The sequence below is a fragment of the Paraburkholderia sp. J41 genome (assembly GCF_905220235.1).
Lineage (GTDB): Bacteria > Pseudomonadota > Gammaproteobacteria > Burkholderiales > Burkholderiaceae > Paraburkholderia.
The window spans coordinates 233,774-259,434 of the sequence record NZ_CAJMZE010000001.1; the positions used below are offsets into that span (position 1 = coordinate 233,774).

The 25,661-nt window shown below is 67.6% G+C and carries 19 protein-coding genes; 17 read left to right on the plus strand and 2 right to left on the minus strand.

Annotation, left to right across the window (positions count from 1 at the left end):
• Nucleotides 1–161 precede the first annotated feature (161 nt).
• From U5805_RS01050 to U5805_RS01060, 3 genes are all read left to right on the plus strand, one after another.
• Entirely contained in the window at nt 162–1,658 is a 1,497-nt protein-coding gene (locus U5805_RS01050) for an MFS transporter (RefSeq protein WP_322101568.1), read from the plus strand.
• A 171-nt stretch (nt 1,659–1,829) separates the two neighbouring features.
• Nucleotides 1,830–3,251 carry a YeiH family protein gene (locus tag U5805_RS01055; RefSeq protein ID WP_322101569.1) on the plus strand — a complete coding sequence of 474 codons (1,422 nt, stop codon included), beginning with the start codon at nt 1,830–1,832 and terminating at the stop codon, nt 3,249–3,251.
• A gap of 8 nt (nt 3,252–3,259) precedes the next feature.
• On the plus strand, nt 3,260–3,490 hold the full coding sequence (locus U5805_RS01060) for a hypothetical protein (RefSeq protein ID WP_322101570.1): 231 nt from the start codon (nt 3,260–3,262) through the stop codon (nt 3,488–3,490).
• Between the two features lie 7 nt (nt 3,491–3,497).
• Here U5805_RS01060 and U5805_RS01065 read toward each other — a convergent pair whose 3' ends face one another.
• Nucleotides 3,498–4,304 carry a phosphate/phosphite/phosphonate ABC transporter substrate-binding protein gene (locus U5805_RS01065; protein ID WP_322101731.1) on the minus strand — a complete coding sequence of 269 codons (807 nt, stop codon included), beginning with the start codon at nt 4,302–4,304 and terminating at the stop codon, nt 3,498–3,500.
• Nucleotides 4,305–4,635: 331 nt separating this feature from the next.
• Between U5805_RS01065 and U5805_RS01070 the strand changes: the two genes are divergently transcribed.
• From U5805_RS01070 to phbB, 11 genes are all read left to right on the plus strand, one after another.
• Nucleotides 4,636–5,598 carry a fatty acid desaturase gene (locus U5805_RS01070; RefSeq protein WP_322101571.1) on the plus strand — a complete coding sequence of 321 codons (963 nt, stop codon included), beginning with the start codon at nt 4,636–4,638 and terminating at the stop codon, nt 5,596–5,598.
• Nucleotides 5,599–6,095: 497 nt separating this feature from the next.
• A complete protein-coding gene (gene bcsD, locus U5805_RS01075) occupies nt 6,096–6,551 on the plus strand; it encodes a cellulose biosynthesis protein BcsD (RefSeq protein WP_322101732.1) in 456 nt (151 codons plus the stop codon).
• 46 nt (nt 6,552–6,597) lie between these two features.
• Complete coding sequence (gene bcsP / locus U5805_RS01080) at nt 6,598–7,773, plus strand: cellulose biosynthesis protein BcsP (protein WP_322101572.1); 1,176 nt, start codon at nt 6,598–6,600, stop codon at nt 7,771–7,773.
• A complete protein-coding gene (gene bcsQ / locus U5805_RS01085; protein WP_322101573.1) occupies nt 7,770–8,558 on the plus strand; it encodes a cellulose biosynthesis protein BcsQ in 789 nt (262 codons plus the stop codon). Before bcsP ends, bcsQ begins: the two co-directional genes overlap by 4 nt.
• Nucleotides 8,555–10,768, plus strand: a complete 2,214-nt coding sequence (gene bcsA, locus U5805_RS01090; protein ID WP_322101574.1) for a UDP-forming cellulose synthase catalytic subunit — start codon at nt 8,555–8,557, stop codon at nt 10,766–10,768. Before bcsQ ends, bcsA begins: the two co-directional genes overlap by 4 nt.
• Nucleotides 10,769–10,773: 5 nt before the next feature.
• Nucleotides 10,774–13,377 (plus strand): cellulose biosynthesis cyclic di-GMP-binding regulatory protein BcsB, encoded by a 2,604-nt coding sequence (gene bcsB / locus U5805_RS01095; protein WP_322101575.1) that lies wholly within the window; start codon nt 10,774–10,776, stop codon nt 13,375–13,377.
• Between the two features lie 80 nt (nt 13,378–13,457).
• The gene (bcsZ, locus tag U5805_RS01100; protein WP_322101733.1) at nt 13,458–14,690 is read left to right on the plus strand and encodes a cellulose synthase complex periplasmic endoglucanase BcsZ; all 1,233 of its coding nucleotides are present in this window, start codon (nt 13,458–13,460) and stop codon (nt 14,688–14,690) included.
• Entirely contained in the window at nt 14,681–19,792 is a 5,112-nt protein-coding gene (locus U5805_RS01105) for a cellulose biosynthesis protein BcsC (RefSeq protein WP_322101576.1), read from the plus strand. The genes bcsZ and U5805_RS01105 overlap by 10 nt, the downstream gene beginning before the upstream one ends.
• Before the next feature lie 202 nt (nt 19,793–19,994).
• Nucleotides 19,995–21,017 (plus strand): DNA-binding protein, encoded by a 1,023-nt coding sequence (locus U5805_RS01110; RefSeq protein WP_322101577.1) that lies wholly within the window; start codon nt 19,995–19,997, stop codon nt 21,015–21,017.
• Between the two features lie 254 nt (nt 21,018–21,271).
• Nucleotides 21,272–21,919, plus strand: coding sequence for a TIGR01841 family phasin (gene phaP, locus U5805_RS01115; protein WP_322101578.1), 648 nt, complete (start codon nt 21,272–21,274; stop codon nt 21,917–21,919).
• Nucleotides 21,920–22,305: 386 nt separating this feature from the next.
• Nucleotides 22,306–23,049 carry an acetoacetyl-CoA reductase gene (phbB, locus tag U5805_RS01120; protein WP_322101579.1) on the plus strand — a complete coding sequence of 248 codons (744 nt, stop codon included), beginning with the start codon at nt 22,306–22,308 and terminating at the stop codon, nt 23,047–23,049.
• Nucleotides 23,050–23,270: 221 nt separating this feature from the next.
• Here the strand turns inward: phbB and U5805_RS01125 are convergent, their stop codons facing one another.
• Entirely contained in the window at nt 23,271–23,660 is a 390-nt protein-coding gene (locus tag U5805_RS01125) for a DUF3022 domain-containing protein (protein WP_322101580.1), read from the minus strand.
• 229 nt (nt 23,661–23,889) lie between these two features.
• On the opposite strand from U5805_RS01125, the gene U5805_RS01130 reads away from it, so the two are divergent.
• The 3 genes from U5805_RS01130 to U5805_RS01140 all read left to right on the plus strand — a co-directional run bounded on the left by U5805_RS01130 (nt 23,890) and on the right by U5805_RS01140 (nt 25,448).
• The gene (locus tag U5805_RS01130) at nt 23,890–24,501 is read left to right on the plus strand and encodes a hypothetical protein (protein ID WP_322101581.1); all 612 of its coding nucleotides are present in this window, start codon (nt 23,890–23,892) and stop codon (nt 24,499–24,501) included.
• Nucleotides 24,498–24,782 carry a hypothetical protein gene (locus U5805_RS01135; protein ID WP_322101582.1) on the plus strand — a complete coding sequence of 95 codons (285 nt, stop codon included), beginning with the start codon at nt 24,498–24,500 and terminating at the stop codon, nt 24,780–24,782. The genes U5805_RS01130 and U5805_RS01135 overlap by 4 nt, the downstream gene beginning before the upstream one ends.
• Nucleotides 24,783–25,064: 282 nt before the next feature.
• A complete protein-coding gene (locus U5805_RS01140) occupies nt 25,065–25,448 on the plus strand; it encodes a hypothetical protein (RefSeq protein WP_322101583.1) in 384 nt (127 codons plus the stop codon).
• Nucleotides 25,449–25,661 lie beyond the last annotated feature (213 nt).

The window sequence follows — 25,661 nt, forward strand, 5'->3', positions numbered from 1 at the left end:
TGTGCGTCACGTTGACGAGTTGAGGGTGAGGCGATGCTAGAGAGCGCCATGCACGCGGACAACCAATTTCGCCAGCAATGCTTAGCAAAAATCGTCGTTTTGCGCGCGCAACCGCCGTGGCTACGATGCAGCGATTGCCCTCATCAGCGAGCGTTTTCATCATGTCGACGATAGCCGTTCCCACTTCCACCGCGAGCGATGCCGCGCCGCATTCGCCGGATGCTTGCGCGCAGGCCGTGATCCGCTCGGCGCAGGACGTCGCGCGTATCGTCAACGCGGGCGCGGCCAAGGGCAGCAATGCGCGCATCGTGATCGCCATCGCGCTCGGCGGCGTGTTTCTCGACGCCTACGATCTCACTTCGCTCGCCTACGGCGTGAAGGACATTGCGCGCGAATTCGCGCTTTCGCCGGTGCAGGTGGGCTTCGTTTCGGCGGCGATCACGTTCGGCGCGATTCTCGGCGCCTTGTTCGGCGGGTATCTCACCGACCGCATCGGCCGCTACCGCGTGTTCATGGCCGACATGCTGTTCTTCGTGGTCGCGGCAATCGCGGCCGGTCTCGCCCCGAATGCGTGGGTGCTGGGCGGCGCGCGCTTTCTCATGGGCTTCGGCGTGGGACTCGACTTGCCCGTGGCGATGGCGTTTCTCGCCGAGTTCTCGCGCGTGGCGGGCAAGGGCAACAAGGCCGCGAGCGTGGCCGCGTGGTGCCCCGCATGGTACGCGGCCACCAGCACCTGCTATCTGCTGATTCTCGGCCTCTATGCGGTCTTGCCGGAGTCTCAGCTCGGCTGGCTCTGGCGGCTCACGCTCGCGTTCGGCGCCGTGCCCGCGCTCGCGATCATCGCGGTTCGCAGCCGCTATATCAGCGAGTCGCCGGTGTGGGCCGCGAACCAGGGCGATCTGGAAGGCGCCGCGCGCATTCTTAAGCGCACCTATGGCGTGGATGCCGTGGTCGAACGCGATCGCGCCGCAGAGAAGCCGCAAGCGCGCGGCGCTTCATGGCGCAATTACGGCGTGCTGTTCAACGCAACGTATCGGCGCCGCACGATTCTCGCGGCGACCATCGGCGCGGCTTCGTCGTTCGGCTATAACGCGATCATTTTCGGTCTGCCCGTGATCATCGCGAGCTTCCTCAAGCAAGGACCGCTTACCACCATCGTCGCCGCGCTCGCGCTGAATCTGCTGTTTGCATTCGTGGGCGGCTTGATCGGCGTGCGCACGGCGCCCACGGTTGGCGCGTGGAAAATGACGGTGCTCGGCCATAGCCTGCAATTCGTCTCGCTGATCGGACTTGCCTTGATCGGGCATCCGGGCAGCGGCGTGTTCGTCGCGCTCGCGATTTTGCTGCTGGGCGGCTACCTGTTCGGTCAGGGGTTTGGCCCCGGCTCGCACAGCATGACGTACGCATCGCTCAGTTATCCCACTTCGCTGCGCGGCATCGGCGTGGGGTTCAACCAGACGCTCGTGCGCTCCGCATCGACGATCTCGCTGTTCCTGTTCCCGATTCTCGCGGCGGCGCTGGGCACGAAAGTGTTCTGGGTGATTGCCGTCGCGCCGCTCACCTCGCTGCTCGTGCTGCTCGCGATTCGCTGGGAACCGTCGGGCTACGACATCGACGCCGAAGATTACGCCGGCGTGGTGCAAGAAAGGGCGCAATGAAGCGTAGAAAGAAAGCGCCATAAGCATAGAGCGATAAGTGATTTCCGTTGAGTCGATCAGCACTCCATACTGATTCGTGATTCGACAAGCGTAAAAAATCACGGCGACGCGTTGCCCGCGCAGGGACACGCGAATCGCCGCAAACGGGGTTTGGAAACCACAGGGGAAGCCATGAGCAATACGACACTCGCAGCCGAGGGCGGCAAGCCCGCCGGTCAACCCGCGGCCGCTACCGCGCAACGCAAGCCGTTCGGCACCGAGGACTGGTGGGCCGTGGCGATCGGACTCTTCGCGATCGTGGCGGCGTGGGCGCTGTTCGCCTCGGGCAGCAGCATCAAGACGCTGGCGGTCGCGCCCGCGCGCTGGGCGGACCTGGGCGCGCTCTCGCACGACATTGCGGCGCACGCGGGCGGCTATCTCGCGCTGTTCGTCGCGTTCGCCGTGGTGTTTTCGGTGGCGATCGCCGCGCTCGGCTTGCCCGTCGCGCAGTTTCTGGGCGGCTTTCTCGTGCTGTTCGTGGTGTCGGCGCTTGTCTTTGCCTTAGGTGCCTGGGCGCAGGCGACGCGCTATAACTTCGAGCCGCCGCTCATCGCGCTCGCGCTCGGGCTGATCGTCTCCAACGTTTTCACGTTGCCCGCGTGGCTCGCGCCCGCGTTGCGCGTGGAGTTTTATATCAAGGTGGGGATCGTGCTGCTCGGCGCGACGCTGCCGCTCACGCTCATCGCGTGGGCCGGGCCGGTGGCCGTGGGGCAGGCGACCATCGTTTCGCTCGTCACGTTCTTCGTGATTTACGGCGTGGCGCGCGCGCTCGGGATCGAGCAGCGCTTCGCGGCCGTGCTTGGCGTGGGCGGCGCGGTGTGCGGCGTCTCGGCGGCCATTGCGATTGCGGGCGCGGTGCGCGCGAAGCGCGAGCAGGCTTCGGTGGCGATCACGCTCGTGGTCGTGTGGGCCATCGTGATGGTGTTCGCGCTGCCCGCGCTCTCGCACGCGTTCGGCTTGCCGACGGGCATCGCGGGGGCCTGGATCGGCACTTCCGAATTCGCCGATGCGGCCGGCATTGCCGCCGCGCAAGCCTACGGCGATCTCGCGCGCCACGCTTCAGGCGCGGTGGCGGGCGCGCCGGAGGCGTCGCTACAGGCGTTCGTGCTCATGAAGGTGGTGGGCCGCGACATCTGGATCGGCATCTGGGCGTTCGTGCTCGCCGTCGTCGCCACCACGCGCTGGGAACGCGAACCCGGCGACGACGTGCGCACCACCACGCGCGCCCGCGAAATCTGGACGCGCTTCCCGAAGTTCGTGATCGGCTTCGTGCTGGCTTCGGCGCTCGTGACGTGGGTCGCCTCGCACTATTCGCTCGCCGATTACCGCAGCGTGGTGACGCCGGCGTTCGTCGCGCCGATCGTCGCGCTGCGCACCTGGGCCTTCACGTTCTGCTTCCTGAGCATCGGGCTGACCACGCGCTTTGCCACGCTGTCGGCCACGGGCGCGAAGCCGTTCCTCGCTTTCACGGCGGGCGTGGCGGTGAACGTGGTGATCGGCTACCTGCTCTCGGCGCATGTGTTCGCGTCGTACTGGTCGGCGCTGGGGCAATGAGCGCGGCAATGAGCGTTGTTGCATTCCCGGCCGCGCAGCACGCCTGCGCGCGCTGTGTGCGCTGGGCCGACGACCGCGCGTTGCTCGAAGCGCGCATTGCGGGCCTGGCGTCGTTCGGTTCGGCATGGGGCGCGACCGTGGGCACGAGCCGCCTGTGCCTGCATCACGATCGCCTCACGATGCCCGACGATGGTTGCGGCGCATTCCTCGCACGCGACGGCGCGAACCGCGTCGCTTGATGCGCCGTTAGCGCAGTTCGGGATAGCCGTGGCCGCGCGCCGTGTGCGCGATGGCCTCGATATCGGCGTAGGCATCCGGCACGAGCCGCGCGAAGCCGCGCAGACGCAATGCGCGGGCGCGTTGGGCGTCGGCGGCACAGGCGGCATCCAGCGCTTCGCGTAATGCTTCGGCATCCGAATCATCGAGCGAGCGCGCGGCGATCAACGGCAAGCCCGGCGCGTCCGTGCTCATGCCGATCTCGCGCACGCGGCGCAACGTTTCGTCGTTCGCGTCGCGCAGCAGGGCGTACGTCACGCAGTCGATGGCGCCGATATCGGCGTTATGCGCGGCCAGCGCGCGCAACGTGGCGGCGTGCGAGCCCGTCCATGTCACCGAGGCGAAGAAGCGGCCTTCGCAGGCGGGCGATATCAGCGGCGCAACCACGTGCCGCAGCGCGTTCATGCCGCTGTGCGAATCGGCGCTATTGCAAGCCGCCCGCAGGCCGCGGCACGCTTCAAGCGAAGTCGCGCCGTTGCGCCAGGCTCGCTCCGACACCACCAGCACGCTGCGATACCGCGCGCCCTCGCAACCGGGCGCGTCGAACTGCGGCGTGGCGATCAGATGCACGTCGTGTTCGAGCCCGAGCATGCGATACGGAAACCCGCAGGTCTGCGAAAGCAGCAGGTTCCGGCTGCGCCAATGCGGCATGAGTTCGCCGCCGGGGGAATCCATCAGCGTGACGCGGCGTTCGCCGCGCCGTTGCAGGTAATGCGCAACGGTATCGCGCAGCAACGCATGCCACCACGCGGCGTGGCGCGGCGTGACGTTGTACATCGGCAGGGAAGCTATCCAGGTTCGGGCGGGCGCGTTCATGCGCTCATCTTACGCGGGCGTTTTGCGGCGCGCGCGCGAATAAGCAAAGCCGAATCCATTGGTTTGCGCGGCGCGGCGGGCCGGTTATGTTGGCGGCTCGGTGAGGGTTCGTTATCCGCACGGTGGCGAACCCGGTTACGACTACGGTCTCCGATGCAGCCGGGAATGTGACCAATAATGCGGCCAATAATGTGACCACGAATGTGACCACGAATGTGACCACGAATGTGACCGCAAATGCGGCGGCCTCGGGCATTCACGGCAAGCGCCAACGCGAGCGGATTTGATTAGCATGGCTGAATATTTCGATTCCGATCACGCACGCGACATCGCGGCGCTCGGCGCGCATTTCGCGGCGCGCACGCAGTGGCCGACCTGGCTCGTCATCGCCGCAATCTACGGCGGCTGGTTCGGCGTGCTGGCCGCGCTGCACGCGGGACGTTTGCCGCTCTACGCGGCCACGCCGCTTCTGATCGTGCTGTGCGCATGGCACATGTCGTTGCAACACGAGCTGATTCACGGTCATCCCACGCGTTTCGCCGCGCTCAACATGGCGCTCGGCTGGCCGCCGCTGGCCGTGTGGTTTCCGTACGCGCTCTACCGCGAAAGCCACATGGCGCACCACCGCGACGAGGCGCTCACGGTGCCCGGCATCGACCCCGAAACGAACTACGTGCAGCCCGAGCGATGGTCGCGCCTGCCGCGCTGGCAGCGCGTGCTGTGGCGCGCGCGCAAGAGTTTCTTCGGGCGCGTGCTGATCGGGCCGCCGATGGCCGTGGCCGCGATGTTGGCCGGCGCCGCCGGACCATGTCGCGCGGGCGACGCGCGCCATGTGCGCATGTGGCTCGCGCACGCCGCGGCGGTCGCGGTGCTGCTCGCCGGGGTGCAGCGTTACGCGGGCGTGCCGTGGTGGTTCTATCTCGTGGCGATCACGTGGCCCGCACTGGGCCTCGCGATGGTGCGCTCGCTCTACGAGCATCGGGCGGCTCCGGCGCCGAAGGCGCGCATCGCCATCAACGAGGCGGGTGTCGTCATGCGCCTCTTGTATCTGAACAACAATTACCACCTCGTCCATCACGACCTGCCGGGGCTGCCGTGGTTTCAGTTGCCGCTGGCGTACCGGTTGCGCCGCGACGACTACCGCAGTAAATGCGGCGGCTTTGTGATCGACGGCTATGCGGCGCTGCTGCGGCGCTACGCATGGCGCGCGACCGACGCGCCCGCCCATCCGTTCGCCGACGGCGCGACGCAGTAATCCTTCCGCGACTTCTCGCCGCCGTAATGGCTTACGGCCGTATTGCACCGCGCATGGCGTGTAAATAATTCGTTATTTTTATTTATATCGCTGCGGCAAATCATTCCGGGCGACGCGTGAAAAAACTACCGAAAAAAATCGTCGCGCATTGTGTTATGACTCCGGCTTTTGCCGATTTTCAGATAACGCTTAAATAAATCGCCCCGGCGCAGCGCAGGGAGACATGCGTATCGTATGGGAATTTGCGATTTTCTTACCGACTCGGCTCGATTTTTTGAGAATTTTCTCCCGATATTTGCCGATTTTGAAGGGCGGTATCAGGGAAATCGACTGAGCTATACTCGTGAAAATCCAAATACTGCCTGTTAATCGCGTTAGGTACAGTTTCGATTAATGCGCATGCCGGGTAACGCATGCGTTGGATTCGGGGCCTCGACGCGCAGGCGTCACGGCCGGATGTCCGTCAGCCACTTTGCGATTCAGGGATGAGCCTGCCCATGCCGACCGTCGTCGATGTTCTGCTCGAGCAACATCTTTCGCCCCAATGGCGCGGCGTGCTGCGCGCGCTGGCGGCGGAGTTCGAATCGCAACTGAGCCGCGACGAGCTGCGTCAACTCATGTTCCGCATCGGCACGCGCTTTGCCGACTGCCATGCGCTGCCGCCGTGCGAATCGACGGGCGAACTCGCGCAGGCGCTCAACGCGCAGTGGGCCGCCATGCAATGGGGCTATGTGGAACTCGACGACGCCGGCGACTACCTGCGCGTCTTGCACTATGGCGCGCCGCTTGCTGCTTTCGGCGGCGATGCGCTCGCGTGGTCGCCCGCGTTCCTGCAAGGCTGTTATCAGACGTGGCTCGACGCGATGGGGGCGGCCGATCTGAGCGTGGTGCAGGCGAGCGCGCCGGGGGAGGGTTTCGTCGTCGAATTCCATCTCGCGCGCGCCGTGGCCTGAGCGCCGCGCCGCCCGGTTTTCTGTGTTCACGCTTCCAGTGAGTCTTATGAGCAGCTCGCGCGACATCAAGGCACTCTTCGACCGGTTTGGCGGAGACGCCAACGGTTATCGGGAAATTCGCATGGAAAACGAGGCGCGCGATGCACGCGGCCGCTGGCCGTTGCTCGGCATGCTCGATCCGCGGCGAGTCGAACTCACGAAAACCGAGGCGGCCGGTTCCGATCTTGCTCGGGCGGGAACCGGCAAACCCGGCGTGGCGGAGCCTGGCGGCCCCGGCGTGTCTGGCCAGCAGGACAACTCGCAAGCGGCGCTGCGGCGTTCGGCGCCGCTTTTCACGCGCTCGCCGCGTCGCGACGTGCCGCCGGTGGTGCGCAAGGAAAAGCCCGCCGCGCCCGAAAGCGGCGCGTACCGGTTTTCGCCGGAGCCGGACGCGCAGGCCGATGAGCGCGCGGAGCGCGACGCGGCGGCCAATGAACCCGGCGACGATGCGCCGCTCGGCTTCGTGATGCCCGCGACGAGCGCGCCCGACGCACTTCCTTCGGCGTCGGCTTCGTTGCAAACGCCTACGCCCGAAGCGACCCCGGACGCCGCGAGGGAAGCCGCCGAACCGGCCATGACGCCTGCCGCACCGGCCGCGCCGCGTTTCGTGCAGCCGTCCGCCGTGCTGGGAAGCGCGCGCGCAGGCGTGCCGGCGCGCGGCGGCGTTACGTGGGCCTCGACGCAAACGTTAGCGGGTCCGCAGGCCGGCTTGCGCACGCCGCAGAATGCGGCGAACGGCGCGCCCGGCCAGCCGCAAACGTGGCGCGACGCGTCAGCCGCGCCGCAGCCGGAAGCGGCGCGCTTGGTTCAAGCGCCGCCGTCCGCGCAACCGGCACAATCAGCGCAATCAGCGCAATCAGCGCAATCAGCGCAATCAGCGCAATCAGCGCAAGCGGCACAATCAGCACAATCAGCACAATCAGCACAATCAGCACAACCCGCACAAGCGCGCGAGCAACCCGCACAACCCGCCGCGCCGCTGAAAAAACTCTTCGGCGCGCCGGCTTCCGGGCAGGCCCAAGCCGCGCCGCCCGTGTCCGGCGGCGAAAAGCGCCTTGCCTCGTTGTTCGACCGTCTGCGCGGCGGCGGCGCATCGCCTTCGGGCGAGGCGAGCCGGAACTCCGGCGGCGCGGCGCAGCCGACGGCGCGCCCGTGGTTCCTCAAGGGAGCCCGCAAACCATGAAAGTCGTGAGCGTGGTCTCGGCGAAGGGCGGCGTCGGCAAAACGACGATCGCCGCCAATCTCGCCGCGGTGCTCGCGGCGCAGGGCCGTCATGTGGTGGCCGTGGATCTCGACCCGCAGAACTCGCTGCGCCTCTACTTCGGCGTGCCGCTCGACAGCGTGGACGGTTTGTCGCGCGCCGCGCTCACCGGCGCGCCGTGGCAAAGCGCGATCGTCGACGGCACCGGCGGCGTGCTGGTGCTCGCGTTCGGCGCGCTGATCGAAGAGGAGCAGCATCTGTTCGAACGCCATCTCGACGAAGACCCGCGCTGGCTCGCACGCGGCCTCGACGCGCTGCACCTGGGCGACCCCGACATCGTGATCGTCGATACGCCGCCGGGCTCGTCGGCCTACACGCGCGCCGCGCTCACGGCCGCGCATTTCGCCGTCAACGTGGTGCTCGCGGACGCCGCTTCGTATGCCGCGATCCCGCAGATGCAGCGCATGATCGACGCCTATGCCGCGCCGCGCCCCGAGTTTCGCGGCGAGGGCTACGTCGTCAACCAGGTCGATCAGACGCGCCAGCTCAACAAGGACGTGCTGCGCGTGTTGCGCGACATGCTCGGCGACCACATGTTTCCGGGCGTGGTGCATGACGACGAAGGCGTGAGCGAGTCGCTCGCCTGCAACACCACGGTCGTGCGCTACGACCCGATGTGCCAGGCTTGCGCCGACATGCAGGCGTTCGGCAAATGGCTGCTCGCGGCGCTCGAAGCGCCCGGCCTCGCCCGCAGGAGCGTGGCATGAGCACGGTTCGCCCCGATTCCGTCGAAGCATTCTCGCGCGACGGCAAGCGCGCCTCGCGGCTCGAACGTTTCGCCGACGCGCGCATCTGGGGCAGCCTGCCCGTCGCGATCGTGCTCGTGCTGTTCTCGCTCGTCGCCCTGTTCTTCGTGTTCACGGTGCCGCTCACGAACGCGCAGCAACTGCTGTTCGCAGCCTGCTGCTTCGTGTGCGCGCTGCTGTTCCGGCGCGCGGAAGGCCATTACGCGACGCTCGTGATGATCATGCTCTCGCTGCTCGCAACGGGCCGCTACATGTTCTGGCGCCTCACCGAAACCACCTACTGGACGCGCCCGATCGACGCGGTCTGGGGCTTGCTGCTGGTTTCCGCCGAAGTCTACGCGGCCGTGGTGCTGCTGCTCGGCTACTTCCAGACGGCGTGGCCGCTCAAGCGCAAGCCCGTGCCGCTGCCCGCCTCGCGCGACGACTGGCCCACCGTCGACATCTTCATTCCCACCTACAACGAGCCGCTCGCCGTCGTGAAGCCGACCATCTACGCGTCGCTCGCGCTCGACTGGCCCGCCGAAAAACTCTCGATTCACGTGCTCGACGACGGCCGCCGCCCCGAATTCAAGGCGTTCTGCGAGGAAGTGGGCGTGAACTGGACGATACGCGCGCACAACCGCCACGCGAAAGCCGGCAACATCAACGAGGCGCTCAAGATCACCTCGGGCGAATACTTCGCGATCTTCGACTGCGACCACATTCCCACGCGCTCGTTTCTGCAAATCTGCCTCGGCTGGTTCCTGCGCGACAAGAAACTGTCGATGCTGCAAACGCCGCACCATTTTTTCTCCGCCGATCCGTTCGAGCGCAATCTCGGCACGTTCCGCAAGGTGCCCAACGAAGGCGAGCTGTTCTACGGGCTCGTGCAGGACGGCAACGACCTCTGGAACGCCACGTTCTTCTGCGGCTCGTGCGCGGTGCTGCGCCGCTCGATGGTGGAGGAAATCGGCGGCATTGCCGTGGAAACCGTGACCGAGGACGCGCACACGGCGCTCAAGCTGCACCGGCTCGGCTACACCACCGCCTATCTCGCGATCCCGCAGGCGGCCGGTCTCGCCACCGAAAGCCTTTCCGGGCACATCGGCCAGCGCATTCGCTGGGCGCGCGGCATGACGCAGATTTTTCGCGTCGACAATCCGCTCGTCGGCAAGGGGCTCTCGTTCGGCCAGCGCCTGTGTTATCTGAACGCGATGATGCACTTCTTCTACGGCATCCCGCGTCTCGTGTTTCTCACGGCGCCGCTCTCGTTCCTGTTCTTCGGCGCGCACGTGATCCAGGCGTCGGCGGCCACCATCGCGCTGTTCGCGCTGCCGCACATGTTCCACGCGAACATCACGAACTCGCGCATGCAGAGCGCGTTCCGCCATTCGTTCTGGGCCGAGGTGTACGAGTCCGTGCTGGCGTCGTACATCACCGCGCCCACGCTGCTCGCGCTCATCAACCCCAAGCTCGGCAAGTTCAACGTGACGGCCAAGGGCGGCCAGATCGCCGAAAACTATTTCGACTGGGCGATCTCGCGGCCGTATCTGGCGCTGCTGCTGCTGAACCTGATCGGCTTCGCTTTCGGGCTCTGGCATATCGAGGCGTACTGGCACGTCAGGAGCGAGGTCGACACGACGCTTCTCAATCTCGCGTGGACGGCCTACAACATGCTGATTCTCGGCGCGAGCGTGGCCGCGGCGAACGAGCACAAGCAGGTGCGCACGGTACACCGCGTGTCGATGCGGATGCCGGTGATGCTGCGCTTCGGCACGGGACGCACGCTCGCCTGCGAGACCGTCGACTATTCCGAAGGCGGCGTGGGCGTGAAGCTGCCGCAGAACCTCTCGGTGCCGCTGCACGAGAAGGTCACGGTCTCGCTCTTTCGCGGCGACGAGGAATACGCGTTTCGCGCGACCGTGAGCTTTTCCGCGCCGGGGCGCGCGGGGCTGCACTTTCACGAGATGACGAAGGACCAGGAGTTCGACTTCGTCAAAACGACGTTCTCGCGCGCCGACGCATGGACCGGCTGGGCCGAAGGGCGCGAGAAGGACGCGCCGCTGCGCGCGCTTTCGCATGTGCTGAAAGCGGGCGTGATGGGCATTGGGGGACTCTTCGAACACCTTTACGTCGACCTGCGCGCATGGGGAAGGCGCGGCGAAAAACGCGGCGGACAAAAAGACAGTTAAGGCACATGAAGAAATGGAGCGGTGTGTCGCTCGGGCGCGCGCGCCGGGGCGAGGGTCGGCGCGCGGCGCGTTCTGCGCAGGTTGCGGATCGCGCGCGCCCGGCGCAGGGAAGGCGCGCGGCGCGCGCGCTGGTTTGCGCGCTCGCGCTGCAACTCGTGGCGGCGCCATGCGTCGATGCGATGGCGCAAACGGCCTCGGGCACGGCCGCAACGGCAGGCGCGGGCAAGCGCACCGGCGAGAGCGCGAGCGCACCGCCGCCGCCCGCCGCGGGCCGCGCGGCCGACGGCGCGACGGCGGTGGGCGCCGTGCCGCCGCCGGGCGCGGCGCAGCCGTTCGACACGCAGGCGGGCGTGCAGCCCGCGCTGGGCTTGCCGGTGCCGCCGTTGCCGGCGGAGCAGCAGAAACTGCTCGGCATGCGCCCGCCCACCACGGCCAATCCCGGCACGCTCGTGCCTGGCGGGCGGCGCCAGACGCTCACGTTCGCCGATCTCGGCGCGCTCGACCCGCTGCAACTGCGCGGCACCGAAGGGCAGAACGGCGTGCCGTTCTCGGTGCGCAACGACGAAGTCGTGACGGCCGCGATGCTGCATCTCGTCTACAGCTATTCGCCCGCGCTGCTGCCCGATCTTTCGCAACTGAAGGTGCTCGTCAACGGAGAAGTGGCCGCCACGCTGCCGGTGCCGCCGGCGCAGGCGGGCACGACCATCGCGCGCGACATCGCGCTCGATCCGCGCTTCATCACCGAGTTCAATCACCTGAACGTCCAGTTGATCGGCCATTACACGCGGCGCTGCGAAGACCCGGCCAGCTCCGCGCTCTGGGCGACCGTGAGCAACGCGAGTTCGCTCGATCTCACCTACGCCTCGCTGCCCACGAAGCCCGACCTCGGCGCGCTGCCGCAGCCCTTCTTCGACCGCCGCGACGTGCGCCGCCTCGAACTGCCGTTCGTGTTCGCCGCCAGGCCCGACGCCGCGACGCTCGAAGCCGCGGGCACGCTCGCCTCCTGGTTCGGCGCGCTCGCCGGGTATCGCGGCGCGACCTTCCCCGCGCAAGTGGGCAGCGTGCCGCTCTCGGGCAATGCCGTGGTGCTCGCGCTGGCCGGCGCCGCTCCTTCCGCCTTGCCCGACGGGGTGACGCTGCCCGCCGTCAACGGCCCGACCATCGCCGTGACGGAGCGCGCCGCGCCCGCGCGCGGCCAGTTGCTGCTCGTGCTCGGCCGCAACGACGAAGAACTCAAGACGGCCGCGAGCGCGCTCGCGCTCGGCCAGAACACGCTCTCGGGCACGGCCGTGACGGTGAACCAGCTCACGACGCTCAAGCCGCGCGCGCCCTACGACGCGCCGAACTGGCTGCCGTCGAACCGGCCGGTGCGCTTCGGCGAACTCGTGGACGAACGCTCGCTCTCGGTCGCGGGCTACGACGCCGGGCCGATCCTGCTCAATCTGCATGTTCCGCCCGACATGTTCATGTGGAACACGAAGGGCGCGCCGATCGACCTGAGCTACCACTACACGGTGCGCCCGCGCCCGGACCGCTCGTCGCTCAACATCAGCGTGAACAACAGCTTCGTGCAGGCGTTGCAGATTCCGGCCGCGAACCCGGCGCGCTTCAGCCTCAACCGCTTTCTCGGCCGCTTCGGCGCGGTGGCGTATTCGGCGGGCGTGTCGCGGCGCATCATCCACATTCCGCCGCTGCTGCTCACGCCGCGCGCGCAACTGCGGCTTCATTACTTCTACGACATTCCCGATACCGGCGAATGCTCGGGCCGCCTGCTGCGCAATGTCGAAGGCACGATCGATCCCGATTCCACCATCGACCTCTCGTCGTTCCCGCACTACATGGCGCTGCCCGATCTCGCGGCGTTCGCCAACAGCGGCTTCCCGTTCACGCGCATGGCCGACCTCTCGGAAACCGCCGTGGTGCTGCCCGACAACCCGACGGGCGGCGACTACAGCCTGTTCCTGCTCGCCATGGGGCGCATGGGCGAATCGACGGGATATCCGGTCACGGGCGTGACGGTGGCGAGCGCGGGCGACGTGGATTCGCTCGCCGACAAGGACCTGCTCGTGCTCGGCGGCCCCGGCCGCCAGCCGCTCCTCGCGCGCTGGGCCAAATCCATGCCGTTCTCGAGCGACGGCGGTTCGAACCGCTTCACGCTTTCGGACGCCGTCTACCAGTTCGAGGACTGGTGGCACGGCCCGCGCGGCGTGGAGCGCGCGAGCGCGCGCGCCGATCTTTCCATGGTCAGCAACGGCGGCAGCGCGTTGATGACGGGCTTCGAATCGCCGCTCAAGGCGGGCCGCAGCGTGGTGGCGCTCATCACCTCGCCGGGCGAGCCGGAAGCCGACATGCAGTCCGCGCTGCTCGACGCCGACGTGCTGCCGCAAGTGCAAGGCGCGATGGACGTGATTCACGGCCGCTCGGTCACCGTCACCTCGAACGGCGACACGTATTACGTGGGCAAGCTCACGCCGCTCCAATACATGCGCTGGGTGCTCTCCTCGCATCCGTTGCTGCTGCTGCTGGGCGGCGTGCTGGCCGCGGTCGTGATCGCCGCGCTGTTCTATCGCGTGCTGCGCGGGATCGCCGCGCGCCGGCTCAAGGATTGACCGTCATGACTTCTGGCAACCCGAGCCGATTTTTCGAACACGCCGCGCCGCGCCGCGCGCGAACGCACGCGGCGGCGCGGATGGCGGCGCTCGTGCCGGTATTCATGTCGATGCTCGCGGCGTCGCTGGCGGCCGCGCCGGCCAGTGCGCAGACCGCGCAGACCGGCGCGCGGAACGTCGCGCAGACCAACGCGCAGACCAACGCGCAGACCAACACGCAGACCAACACGCAGACCAACACGCGCTGCGGCGACTGGGCCGCGTACCGCAGTTTCGTCGCGCATGCCTTGCAGGCCGACGGCCGCGTGTTCGACGCTTCCACGCCCGCGCAGCAATCCACTTCCGAAGGCCAGTCCTACGGCATGTTTTTCGCCCTCGTCGCCAACGACCGCGTGAACTTCGACAAGATGCTCGGCTGGACCCGCGCGAATCTCGCGGGCGGCCAGTTCGCGCCCGGCAATCTGCGGCTGCCCGCGTGGCAATGGGGCAAGCGGCCGGACGGCACCTGGGGCGTGATCGACGCAAACGCCGCCGCCGATGCCGATCTGTGGCTTGCCTACGATTTGCTGCAAGCGGGGCGCCTGTGGCGCGCGCCGGACTACACGGCGCTCGGCACGGCGCTCGCGAGCGAGATCGCGCAGCGCGAGGTGGCCGACCTTGCCGGTTTCGGGCCGATGCTGCTGCCGGGGCCGCAGGGTTTCGTGAGCGGCGACGTGACGCGCCTGAACCCGAGCTATCTGCCGCTGCCGGTGCTGCGCGGCCTCGCACACGCGTTGCGCGGCGGCTCGTGGAACGCGCTCGCGCAGAACGCGTTCAAGCTGGTCGCGGCCACGGCGCCGCGCGGTTTCGCGCCGGACTGGGCGGCGTGGCGCGCGGGTCAGTTCGTCGTCGATCCGAAGAACGGCGATACCGGCAGTTACGACGCCATTCGCGTTTATCTCTGGGCCGGTCTCGCCAATCCGGGCGACCCGCTCGCGAAGCCGTGGCTCGACGCCGTGCGCGGCATGGCGTCGCGCGTCGCGCAAACGGGCGTGCCGCCCGAGAAAGTCTCGGCGACGAGCGGCGCGGGCACGGGCGAAGGCCCGCTCAGCTACTGGGGCGCGCTCGCGCCGTACTTCGCCGCGCTCGGCGACGCGAAAAGCGTCGGCCTCGCGCGCACGCGCCTCGCCGTGCTCGACGGCGGCGGCGCGGGCAGCGAGCCCGTCTACTACGACCGCGTGCTCGGCCTGTTCGGCGGCGGCGCCGTGAACGGCCGCTACCGCTTCGACGTGAACGGCCGGCTCGTGCCCGCGTGGGAGGGCGCATGCCAATGAGGCCGAACACGCGGCGCATGCCGATTGCGCCGATCACGCCGATCACGCCGATCACGCCGATCACGCCGATCACGCCGATCACGCCGATCACGCCGATCACGCCAACCACGGCAACCACGGCAACCACGGCAACCACGGCAACCACGGCAACCACGGCAACCACGGCAACCACGGCAACCACGGCAACCACGCCCGCCCCGCCGCCCCGCGCGACACCGGCGCGGCGCCTGCGCGGCACGGCGCTCGCGCTGGCCCTCGCGGGTCTGGCCGCGCTTGCGCACGCGCCGCTCGCCCACGCCGCCGACGACGCGCTCAAGGCGCTCATCGACCAAGGCAAGTACTGGCAGACGCACGGCCGCGGCGACCTCGCGGAGCAGGCATGGCAGAAGGTGCTGCGCATCGACCCGAAGCAGCCCGACGCGCTGTTCGGCATGGGCATGGTGATGGCCGACCGCAAGGACGGCGCGAAAGCCGAAGGCTATCTCGACCAGTTGCGCTCGGTCGCGCCCGCCTATCCGGGCATCGACGATCTCGGCCGCCGCCTCGGCCAGACGAGCCCGCGCGACCAGACCGTGAACGACGCGCGCAGGCTCGCGCAAATGGGCAAGAGCGCGTCGGCGGTGGAGCAGTATCAGAAGGCGCTGAACGGCAAGCCCGCGACGCCCGAGCTTCAGCTCGAGTATTACCAGGCGCTCGCGGCCACGCCCAACGGCTGGGACGAGGCGCGCAAGGGCCTGGAAGCGCTCGCGCGCCAGAATCCCGACGACCCGCGCTATCAACTCGCTTACGCGCAGCATCTGACTTATCGCGACGCCACGCGCCGCGACGGCATCGCGCGTCTGCAAGTGCTCGCCGCCGATCCCAGGTATGGCCAGCAGGCGCGGCAAAGCTGGCGGCAGGCGCTGCTGTGGCTCGCGGCGCGGCCCTCGGACCAGGCGCTGTTCGAGTCGTATCTGAAACTCGCGCCCGACGATCCGGCCGTGAAGGCGCGTTACGAAGGCATGGTGTCGCAGGACGAGGCCACGCGCGAGCGCGCGTTTGCCCAGGCCGCGAACGATGCGCGCGGGCGCGCCATCGCCGACGGTTTTGCCGCGCTCAACCGCGACGATCTCGTGACGGCGCGCGCGCGGTTCGCGGCCGTTCTCGCCAATTCGCCGAACGACGCCGACGCGCTGGGCGGCATGGGCGTCATCGAATTGAAGCAGGAGCATTTCGAGCAGGCGCGCAATGACCTCGAACGCGCCTCGCGCGCGGGCAATCCGGCGCGTTGGCGCGACGCGCTCGCGAGCGCGAACTACTGGACCTACACGAGCGAGGCGCTCGGCGCGCAGAGCAACGGCGAAGTCGCGAAGGCCAAGTCGCTGTTCGAACGCGCGATCGCGCTCAATCCTTCCGACGTGACGGCGCAAGTCATGCTCGGCGAACTGCTGCTCGCGAACCACGATCCGCAAGGCGCGGAGCAGGCGTACCGCATGGCGCTGCGCCGCCAGGCCGATAACCCCGACGCGATTCGCGGGCTCGTGGGCGCGCTCGCGGCGCAAGGGCGCGGCGACGAAGCGCTTCGGTTCGCCACGCAGCTCACCGTCGAGCAGCAGAACAGGGCGGGCGGCATCGACCGGCTGCGCGGCACGGCCGAAGCGGCGCAGGCGCGCCAAGCCGAAGCGCAAGGCGATCTGGGCCGCGCGCGCAGCCTGTTCGAGAGCGCATTGGTCAGTAATCCCGACGATCCGTGGCTGCGGCTCGACCTCGCGCGCATCTACGTGCGCCAGGGCGCCGTGGGCACCGCGCGCAGCATGATGGACGGCCTGCTCGCGGCGCATCCCGAGATGGTCGACGCGCTTTACGCGAGCGCGCTGCTTGCCGAGCAGACGCACGACTCTGCGAACGGCCTGCAAATGCTCGACCGCATTCCGGCCGCGAGCCGCACGGCGGCGATGACGACGTTGCAGCATCGGCTGTGGATCGGCCAGCAAGTCGATCTCGCCACGCAAATGGCGAAGCGCGGCCAGAGCCAGCAGGCTATCGCGATGCTGCGTGCGGCCGAGCCGGTCGCGGCCGGCGACGCCTCGCTCACGGGCCGACTCGCGGGCGGCTACGTGGCGGCGGGCGACCCGTATCGCGCGCTCTTGCTCGTGCAAGGCGCGATGGCGGCCGCGCCCAACGACGCCGCGCTGCAACTGCAATACGCGGGCATCCTGCTCGCGAGCCATCAGGACGCCTTGCTCGGCGACGTGATGCGCCGCCTGCAAGCCATGCCGCTCACGCCCGAGCAGCGCACCGACTTCGACAACCTCAATCTCGCGATCGTCGTGCGTCAGGCCGATACGGTGCGCCAGCGCGGCGACCTCGCGAGCGCCTACGCCGTGATCGCGCCGTGGCTCGCGGCGATGCCCGACAACCCCGACCTCCAGGCGTCGCTCGCGCGGCTCTATTCGTCGGCGGGCGACCCGGCCAACGCGCTCAAGTGCTACCGCATCGCCATCGCGCGGCGTCCCGACGACCGCGGGCTGCAACTGGCGGCGCTCTACGCGGCCATGGGCGCGCGCGACTGGCGTTACGCCGGGCAGATGGCGGACGCCGCGCTCAACGCCGCGCCCGACGACCCGGACGTGCTGGCGGCCGTGGGCCGCATGTATCGCGCCGAGGGCAAGCTCTCGCTGGCATCGACGTATCTGAAAAAGTCGCTCGTGGCCAGTTCCACGCCCGTGGGCCTGCGCAATGCCTACGCCGGGCCGGTCGCGAACGTGCCGCGCGGCTGGGAAGCGCTGAGCCGGCCGATCGGCGCGAATCCGTTGCCGGGCACCAATCCGTTTGAAGGAAAGACGGCCGTGGATACCGCCAACGCCGCCAACCCCGCCAACCTCAACGCGGGCGCGCCCGGCGGCGCGGCGCCCGCGTACACGATGCCCGCGCCGACCTCGCCTTCGTGGTCCACTCTTTCGTCTCCCGTTACGACCGTGCCTATTTCACCGCCGCCGCCCGCGCCCCCCGCGCCGTATGTCACTCCGTACACGGCGCCCGCCGGCGCCGTCTCGGGATACCAGGCGCCTGTCGCGCCGACGGATACCAGCGGCTACGGCCAGGATACCGCCGGGTCGAGCGCCTCGGGCGGGCCGCCTTCCGCGCAGCCGCTCCAGCCGTATTCGCAATATTCCCAATACGCGCCCGCGCCGCAGACTTACGCGCCGAACGGCGATGCGCCGCAGCAGCCGTATGCGCCGCAGAACCACGCGCCGCAGCCGCAGGGTTATCCGCAGCAGAGCGCGCCTTACGCGGCGGGCGGTTATCCGCAAAACGGTTATGCGCAGGGCGGTTATCCCAACGGCACTGCGCCAAACGGTTATCCGCAGAACGGCTATCCCCAGAACGGGTACGCGCAGAACGGCTATCCGCAGCAGCCCTACGTCGCCACGCCGTGGCCGATGTCGCCCGCCGCGCAGGCCGCGCAAGGCCAGCCCGCCTATGCGCAACCCGCGCCCGCTCGCCGCGCCGCCGCCACGCGCAAATCGACGGCCAAACGCGCCGCGCCGCCGCCCGCCTATGCGCAGCAAGGCGGCTATCCGCAGCAGGCGTATGCGCCGCTGTATCCGCAACAGGCGTACGGTCAACCGGCGTATCCGCAGCAAGCCTATGCGCAGCAGCCGTACGTGCAACAACCGTACGCGCCGCAGCCGTATCCACAGCAAGCCTATGCGCCGCAACCCTATGCGCCGCAACCGTACGCGCAGAGCTATCAGCCCTACACGCCGCAGCCGCCGTATCCGCAAACTGCGCAGCCATACAACGCGCCGAACTACATTCCGCAGCCGCCCGCTGGCTACGCGCAGGCGTATGCGCCGCCCGCCGCCGGCGCAAACGGCGCGGGGGGCGGCGCGCGCCAGGTCGCGAACTCGCAGACGCTGGGCGTCGCCGACGAACTCGCGCAGGTCAACCGCGAGCAGTCGAGCACGGTGACGGGCGGCGTGGTGTTCCGCAATCGCGCGGGCGAGGACGGCCTGTCGAACCTGACCGATATCGAAGCGCCCATCGAAGGCCGCATCAAGGCCGGCAACGGCCATGTGGTCGTGACGGCCACGCCCGTCACGCTCGACGCGGGCACGGCGGCGAGCGGCCTGCCGACCGCCGCGCGCTTCGGCTCGGGGCTTTCGAACGGCGCGGCGAGCAGCGGCAACTTCGGCTCGCAAACGGCGAGCGGAGTGGGCCTGTCGATCGGCTATCAAAGCCAGTCGGTCAAGGCCGACATCGGCAGCACGCCCGTGGGCTTTCGATATCAGAACGTCGTGGGCGGCCTCGAATACGACGGCAACGCGACCGACAAGGTCGCCTACTCGCTCGCGATCACGCGCCGCGCCGTCACCGACAGCCTGCTTTCCTACGCGGGCGCGCGCGACGCGGGCGCGGGCCTGGAATGGGGCGGCGTGACAAAGTCGGGCGGGCGCGCGGCGCTCGGCTGGGACGACGGCACCGACGGCCTCTACGTGAACGGCGAGGTTTCGTACTACGACGGTCATCACGTCGAAGGCAACCTCGCGGGCAAGGCGGGCGGCGGTTTCTACACGCGCGTCTACAAGGACGCGGATCAGACCTTTACCGTCGGCGTGAACACGACGTGGATGACGTTCGACAAAAACCAGTCGTACTTCACGTACGGCCAGGGCGGCTATTTCAGTCCGCAACAGTACGTGATCCTGAACCTGCCGGTGGAATACGCGGGCCGCAACGGGCCGTTCACGTTCGACCTCAAAGGCTCGATCGGCGTGCAGCATTATCGCGAGGACGCGGTGCCGTATTTCCCGCTCGACGGTATTCGCCAGACCAACGCTTCGAACAACATGAACGCCGTGACCACGGCCTCGCTCGACTCGAACGCCGTTTATCCCGGCCAGAGCAAAACCGGGTTCGCGTATTCGCTCTACGCGAGCGGCGAATATCAGCTCGGGCCGCAACTGGCCGTGGGCGCGATGGCGTCGCTCGGCAACGCGTATCAGTATCGCGAATGGCTGGCGGCGGTGTATCTGCGTTACAGCTTCAGCGAGCAGTCGGGTGCGCAGCCGTTCCCGCCGCGCGTGCCGATGTCGCCGTTCCTCGCGAATTCGGACTGACGCGGCGAGGGGCTTTCCGGGCCGATTGCGGCGGCCGATGCAGCAGTCGATGCGGCAGCGGATGCGGTGGTCGATGCGGCGGTCGATGCGGAGGCGGATGCGGTGGCGCGCGTCGGCCACCGTTTGCATTGGCCGTTCGCAATAGTAGAAATCCGGCGATTTACGTTGTAATGTTCGCCCAACCGAAATTGCACGCCCGCCCATGTCCGAAGCCGTTCCCGACGAAGTCCGCCTCAACGCCGAAATCGAGCGCCTCAAAGCCGAATTCCCGAAAACGCGCGAACTCTACCGCGAAGTTTGCGCGCTGATGTTTTTTCGCTTCGGCATCACGCCAACGGCCAACCGGCTTTATCAGCATGTGCGGCGAGGCAGCATGAGCACGCCCACGGCCGTGCTCGGCGAATTCTGGGCGGAATTGCGCGAAAAGAGCCGCGTGCGCATCGAGCACGCCGACCTGCCCGAGGAGTTGCAGGGCGCGGCGGGCGAACTCGTCGCGGCGCTCTGGAAGCGCGCGGCGGCCACGGCGCAGGATTCGCTCGGCGCGCTGCGCGTGGAAGTGGAGGAAGCGCGGCGCACGGCCGAAGCCGCGGTGGCCGCCACGCGCGCGGAGCTGGCCCGCACCGAGCAGGCGCTCGAACAACGCACGGCGGCGCTGCTCGCGGCGCAGGTGCGTATCCAGGAACTGGAGCAGGCGCAGGCCGCCGCCGAAGCGACGCGAGGCGCGCTCGAAGCGGAACTCGCGCGTGCGCAGCAAGCCGGCCGCGAACGCGATGCGGCGCTCGCGCAAGCACGGGCCGACTTTGCCGCGGAACTCGACAAGGTGCGCGCGAGCGTCGAACTGGCGGAAACGCGGCTTCAAGCGGCCGAAAAGCGCGCGCTGCTCGAAATCGAGCGCGAGCGCACGGCCAACGCGCGCCTGCAACGCGAAGCGGATGCCGCAGCGCAACGCGCGGCACGCGCCGAAGCGGCCGCGCGAGCGGAAATCCAGGGCTTGCAAACGCAATTGGGCGCCATGCGGCATCAGGCCGGCATGCTGGAAGGTCGTCTCGACGCGCTGCGCGCGAGTCATGAAGCGCAAGGGCGCGAGCTGGAGGCGGCGCGCGAACGTGCCAGCGCCGGGGCGTCCGCTTCGGCCTTGAAACGGAGTCCGCGCCGCGCCGGGCGTGCCGTATCCGACGCCGCGAAGCCGTTGCGCGCCGTGCGTAAAACAACGCCGAAGCAGTGAGCGGCCCCGTCGCGGCCGCATGAAGCCACCATTCCCTTAAACGTTGCTTGACAACTGCAAGAAATAAACCTGAAACGGGTTTGTAAGGGAAATCACCTAAGAGTGCAGCGCACAAAAATGCCGAATTTCTGTCTTAGAATGGCCGCTCTAAAGTGATGGCGGCGAAGAAGCGCGCTGCATAAATCGCACAGCCGCACATCATGTTTTCGGGGATTGGCGCTTTCTTCAGTATGACTAACCAAGGAGCATAGCTGATGTTCGTATCCGCACCCGAATCCTTCCGCGCGAATTATCAGGCTGGCATTGCGGCGTTTTTCGCACTCGCGCAGCCCGCGCTCGAGGGCGCGCAGGCCGTGTTCGACCTGAACCTGCAAACCGGCAAGGCGGCGCTCTCGGAAAGCGAGGCCGCGCTCAAGAACGCGCTGCAAAGCGGCAGCCCGGCCGAGTTCGTCACGCAGCAAATCGGCGCCTCGCAGCACGCCGCCGCGAAGGCCATGTCGTACGGCCGTCAACTCGCCGATATCGCCTCGCATACGCAGCAGGCGTGGGTCGAAGCGGCGCAGGCGCACGCGGGCGAGCAGGGCCAGCGCGTCAAGGCGCTCTCGGAAGGTTTTGCGTCTTTCACGCCGCCTTTCATGGCGCCCTTTGCTTCCCAGTTCGCATCGCAATTCGCCGCGCCGTTCGTTCCGTTCGCGCAGTTCGGCCAACCCGCGCCGGTGGGCGCCGAGGCCTTCATTGCCGCGATGAATTCGAGCATTGCCGCGTTCGGCCACGCCGCCGAAACCCTGCGCGGCATCACCCGCCAGGCCGTCGAAACCGCGCAAGGCGGCTTCCAGCACGCCGTCGCGCCGGCTCAGGAAGCCACGCAAGCCGCCGCCAAGGCCGGCACCGCGAAGGTCTGATCCGCCGCCCCTGGTTCGTCCCGCCGATTCAGGCAGCCCGCTCGCCGTCGTCCTTCATGTGACGACGGCGCGGGCCGGCTTTCCTGCGCATCGGCGGCGGCATGGGCGTGGCGCTCGCGGCCGAACGGATCGAATCGGCTTGCCTAAGCGGCTTGAGTCGATCGAATCGTTTGAGTCGTTTGAGTCGATCGGGTCGATGAATCTCGTCGTTTCAAGCCGGTTTTAAAAGAGCATCAACGCGAGCGGGCCGCCGCGACGCCTTGGCGTTTCGCTCGCAACGGATACGCGCAACTACTCCGGGTCGAATAAAAAGCCGCGCGATTTCACGCCTTGCCGTCAACAACAAGGCGCATTTCATCGAAACACTTTTCTCGCGGATAGATAGGATGACTAATCGAATTGCATTGGTGACGGGCGGCATGGGCGGCCTTGGCGAAGCGATCAGCGTGAAGCTGCACGACGCGGGGTATCGCGTCGTCGTGACGCATTCGCCCGATAACGCGGGCGTGCCCGGCTGGCTTTCGCGCATGCGGGCGACCGACCGCGAATTTGACGCCTTCGCGATGGACGTGGCCGACTACGATTCGTGCCAACGCGGCGCGGCGAAGATTCGGAGCGAGATCGGGCCGATCGACATTCTGGTGAACAACGCGGGCATTACGCGCGACATGACGTTTCGCAAGCTCGACAAGGTGAACTGGGATGCGGTGCTGCGCACGAATCTCGACTCGATCTTCAATATTTCCAAGCCGCTTTGCGACGGCATGGTCGAGCGCGCGTGGGGCCGCATCATCAACATTTCATCGGTGAACGGTTCGAAGGGCTCGATAGGCCAGACCAACTATGCGGCGGCGAAAGCGGGCATGCACGGCTTTACCAAGTCGCTCGCGCTCGAGGTGGCGCGCAAGGGCGTGACCGTCAACACCATTTCGCCCGGTTATCTCGCCACGAAAATGGTGACGGCCATTCCGCAAGACGTTCTCGACTCGAAAATCCTGCCGCAGATTCCCATGGGACGGTTGGGCGATCCGAACGAAGTGGCCGCGCTGGTGTTGTTTTTATGCTCGGAGGAAGCCGGTTTCGTGACGGGCGCGAATATTCCCATCAACGGCGGGCAGCATATGCAGTAAGCCGGCAATCGGTGCGGTGATGAGAATCGCATGAAAACAGGGCTGAGCATTTGCGCTTGTCAGGCTACTTTTGTGCGAATTCAGGTCGGCCATAACGAATCGCCGGAAACGTCGTTGGCGTTTTCCGGCGATTTTCGTTTGCTAACGAGTGCGCAACCAGCCAGCGTAAATCGGCGGGCTTAACCGGCGAGGTCAGCCCGCGAGATGAGCTGCGAGGGCAATTACCGCAACGCGTCCGTGGTATCGAATTCAGCATCGTCCACGACGATTTCGAAGGCGCAGGCTTCGTTGCCGTCGCCTGGCGGCGTGGATGCGCGATCGGCCGCAAAACGTTCGCGAACCAACTGGCGCAAACGCTGCTGAACGACCAGACGCTGGGCGGTATCGGATCGGGCATAGCGGTCGAGTTGCGCGCGGGTGAACCTCAGTGTCATCGCGCAGCGCGCGTCGAGCGACGTGTCGCGATGCGATTCCACGACCCACGACGTTTGCACGTAGACGGTTTCGCCTTCATCGACGAGGCTGATGGCGGGCCGCTTGGGCGAGTCGAACACGTCGGTCATGGCAAGCTGGATTTCCTCGATGCGCTGATTGAAATCGAAGTCGGTCATGAGCACTCCTTTGGTTAATCCTTCGAGTCAGTTGCAGACTGCCCGCGCACGGCCCGTACCGCGCGCACGAGATCGTTCATAGGCACGCGCGATGCGCTTGCAGCCATGCAATCGAAGCTCAAATTCAAGCCTGGCGATGTTGTGGCACGCCGTATGCGTTGCGGCGTATGCGCTGGTTAGAGGCCGCAAGTCGCACGACGCACGGCGTCGAGGGCGCAAGGAGAGAGTCATGTCACTGATCGTAGCGAGTCGCTTCACGACGCTCCAGGACGCAGATGTGGCGGTCGAGAAGCTGCGTGCCAACGGATTCGTCGACGAAGACATTGCGTCGTTTTATGTGAACCCGAGCGGCCAGCACGCGCGCTTTCCCGTGGGCGGCGACGAGTACGCCGACCCAGGCGCGCGCAAGTCGTCGGTGGGTGCGGCGACGGGTGCGGCGGCGGGCGCCGTGGTGGGCCTCATCGCGGGCGTGCTGTTCTCGTATGTCGTGTTCCGCTCGATGCTCGTGCTGGCCGTTGCGGCGGGCGTGGGCGCGTATGTGGGAACGCTGGGCGGCGCGCTGTGGCAAACGCGCGGCGGCGGCAAGAAGCGGGGCAGCGTCGCCGATCGCGGCGACATCGGTCACGAACCCGACGGCACGCCGAAAGCGCGTGAATCGGGCGTGCTCGTGGCCGTACACGTGAGTCCCGGCACGCAGCAAACGGCGGCGCAGGTGCTGCGCGCGGCGGGCGGCATGGAGATCGAACGTGCCGACGGCCGCTGGCAGCAGGGCCATTGGGCCGATTTCGATCCCACGCGCACGGTGCAGCCGCTGCGCGAAGCGGAAGGAGGAGCGCGATGAAACAGCAGCAGCAACATTCGCAGCCTGAGGGTACGCCGCAAGGCGACGAGAGCGCGAACACCAAACACCCGCAGCACGAGGGCGGCGAGCCGGTAGGACGCAACGACTCGCATTCGCCGCGCTCGGTCGGCGAGCAGGGCCGCCGCGACATCGAGAGCGGCATGCAGGATACCGACCGCCGCGGCGGCGGCGAGTATCAGCAACGCACCGGCAACGATGCACAGGCCAACGAGAATTCGCGCGGCAACCCAGCTTCGGGCGCGGCGAAAAAAGAGCCGTAGCGAAGGCAGCACTGAAAGGCAGCACTGAGAGAGAGCGGCAGCGAGTCGCCAAAAGACGGGGGTAGCGCATCGCCCTGTCTGCTTCGGCGGACAGGGCGTTTTTAACGCGCGGCGCTTTTGCTGCGATATGTGGCCCAGCGCACGGTTCTTGCGCTATCGGCCGAAAATAATCTCGCCGCCGCCCTGTCTTATCGCGGCGACTTGCCGTTAACCCGTACGTCCCGAGCCAGCTTCAGGACGCGCGCGTCATCACGAAAGCAACAAGAGCAAGACGAACAGACAGTGGCAACGGAAATCATCGAGGGACCGGCCGTCGCGGCCGAGAAAAGCACGGATGCGGGCGCAACGCCGCCGCCGGCATCGCCGGTTGCGGCGCGGGTATCGGGCGCGTTGCGCGCGCATCGACGCGAAGTCATCTTGCTGGCCGTGGTGGCGGGCTGCGTGATCGCATTCGCGGCGTGGCTGGACGCCACGTTGCGTCCGGCGCTTGCCGCGCGCGAGCACGGTCAGTTTGCCGATACGGCGAGCGTGCGGCACGGCGCGGCGTATTCGAATGCGCCGCCGGAGTCGTGCGCCGCGAGTCACCTTCAATGGTGCGGCGAAATCGGCGTGATGGCGGCGCGCGGGAAGCCGATGGACGCGGCAGGCGCCGGCATCGGCCGATAACGCCCATTGCCTTCGCTCGTCACCTGCACTGACGCGCCGCCGATGCATTGTCGCGAGACGCGGGCGCTCGTGCCGGGTGCATTGAGCGTATTCGGACCGGGCGCGACCTGATCGAACGCGACCTGATCGAACGCACCGTCGCCCTTCGCCGATATCACGGCCGCGTTCCCGCATCGGCAAGCGTGTCTTTCGGCGAGGTGTGCGCCGCGTGAG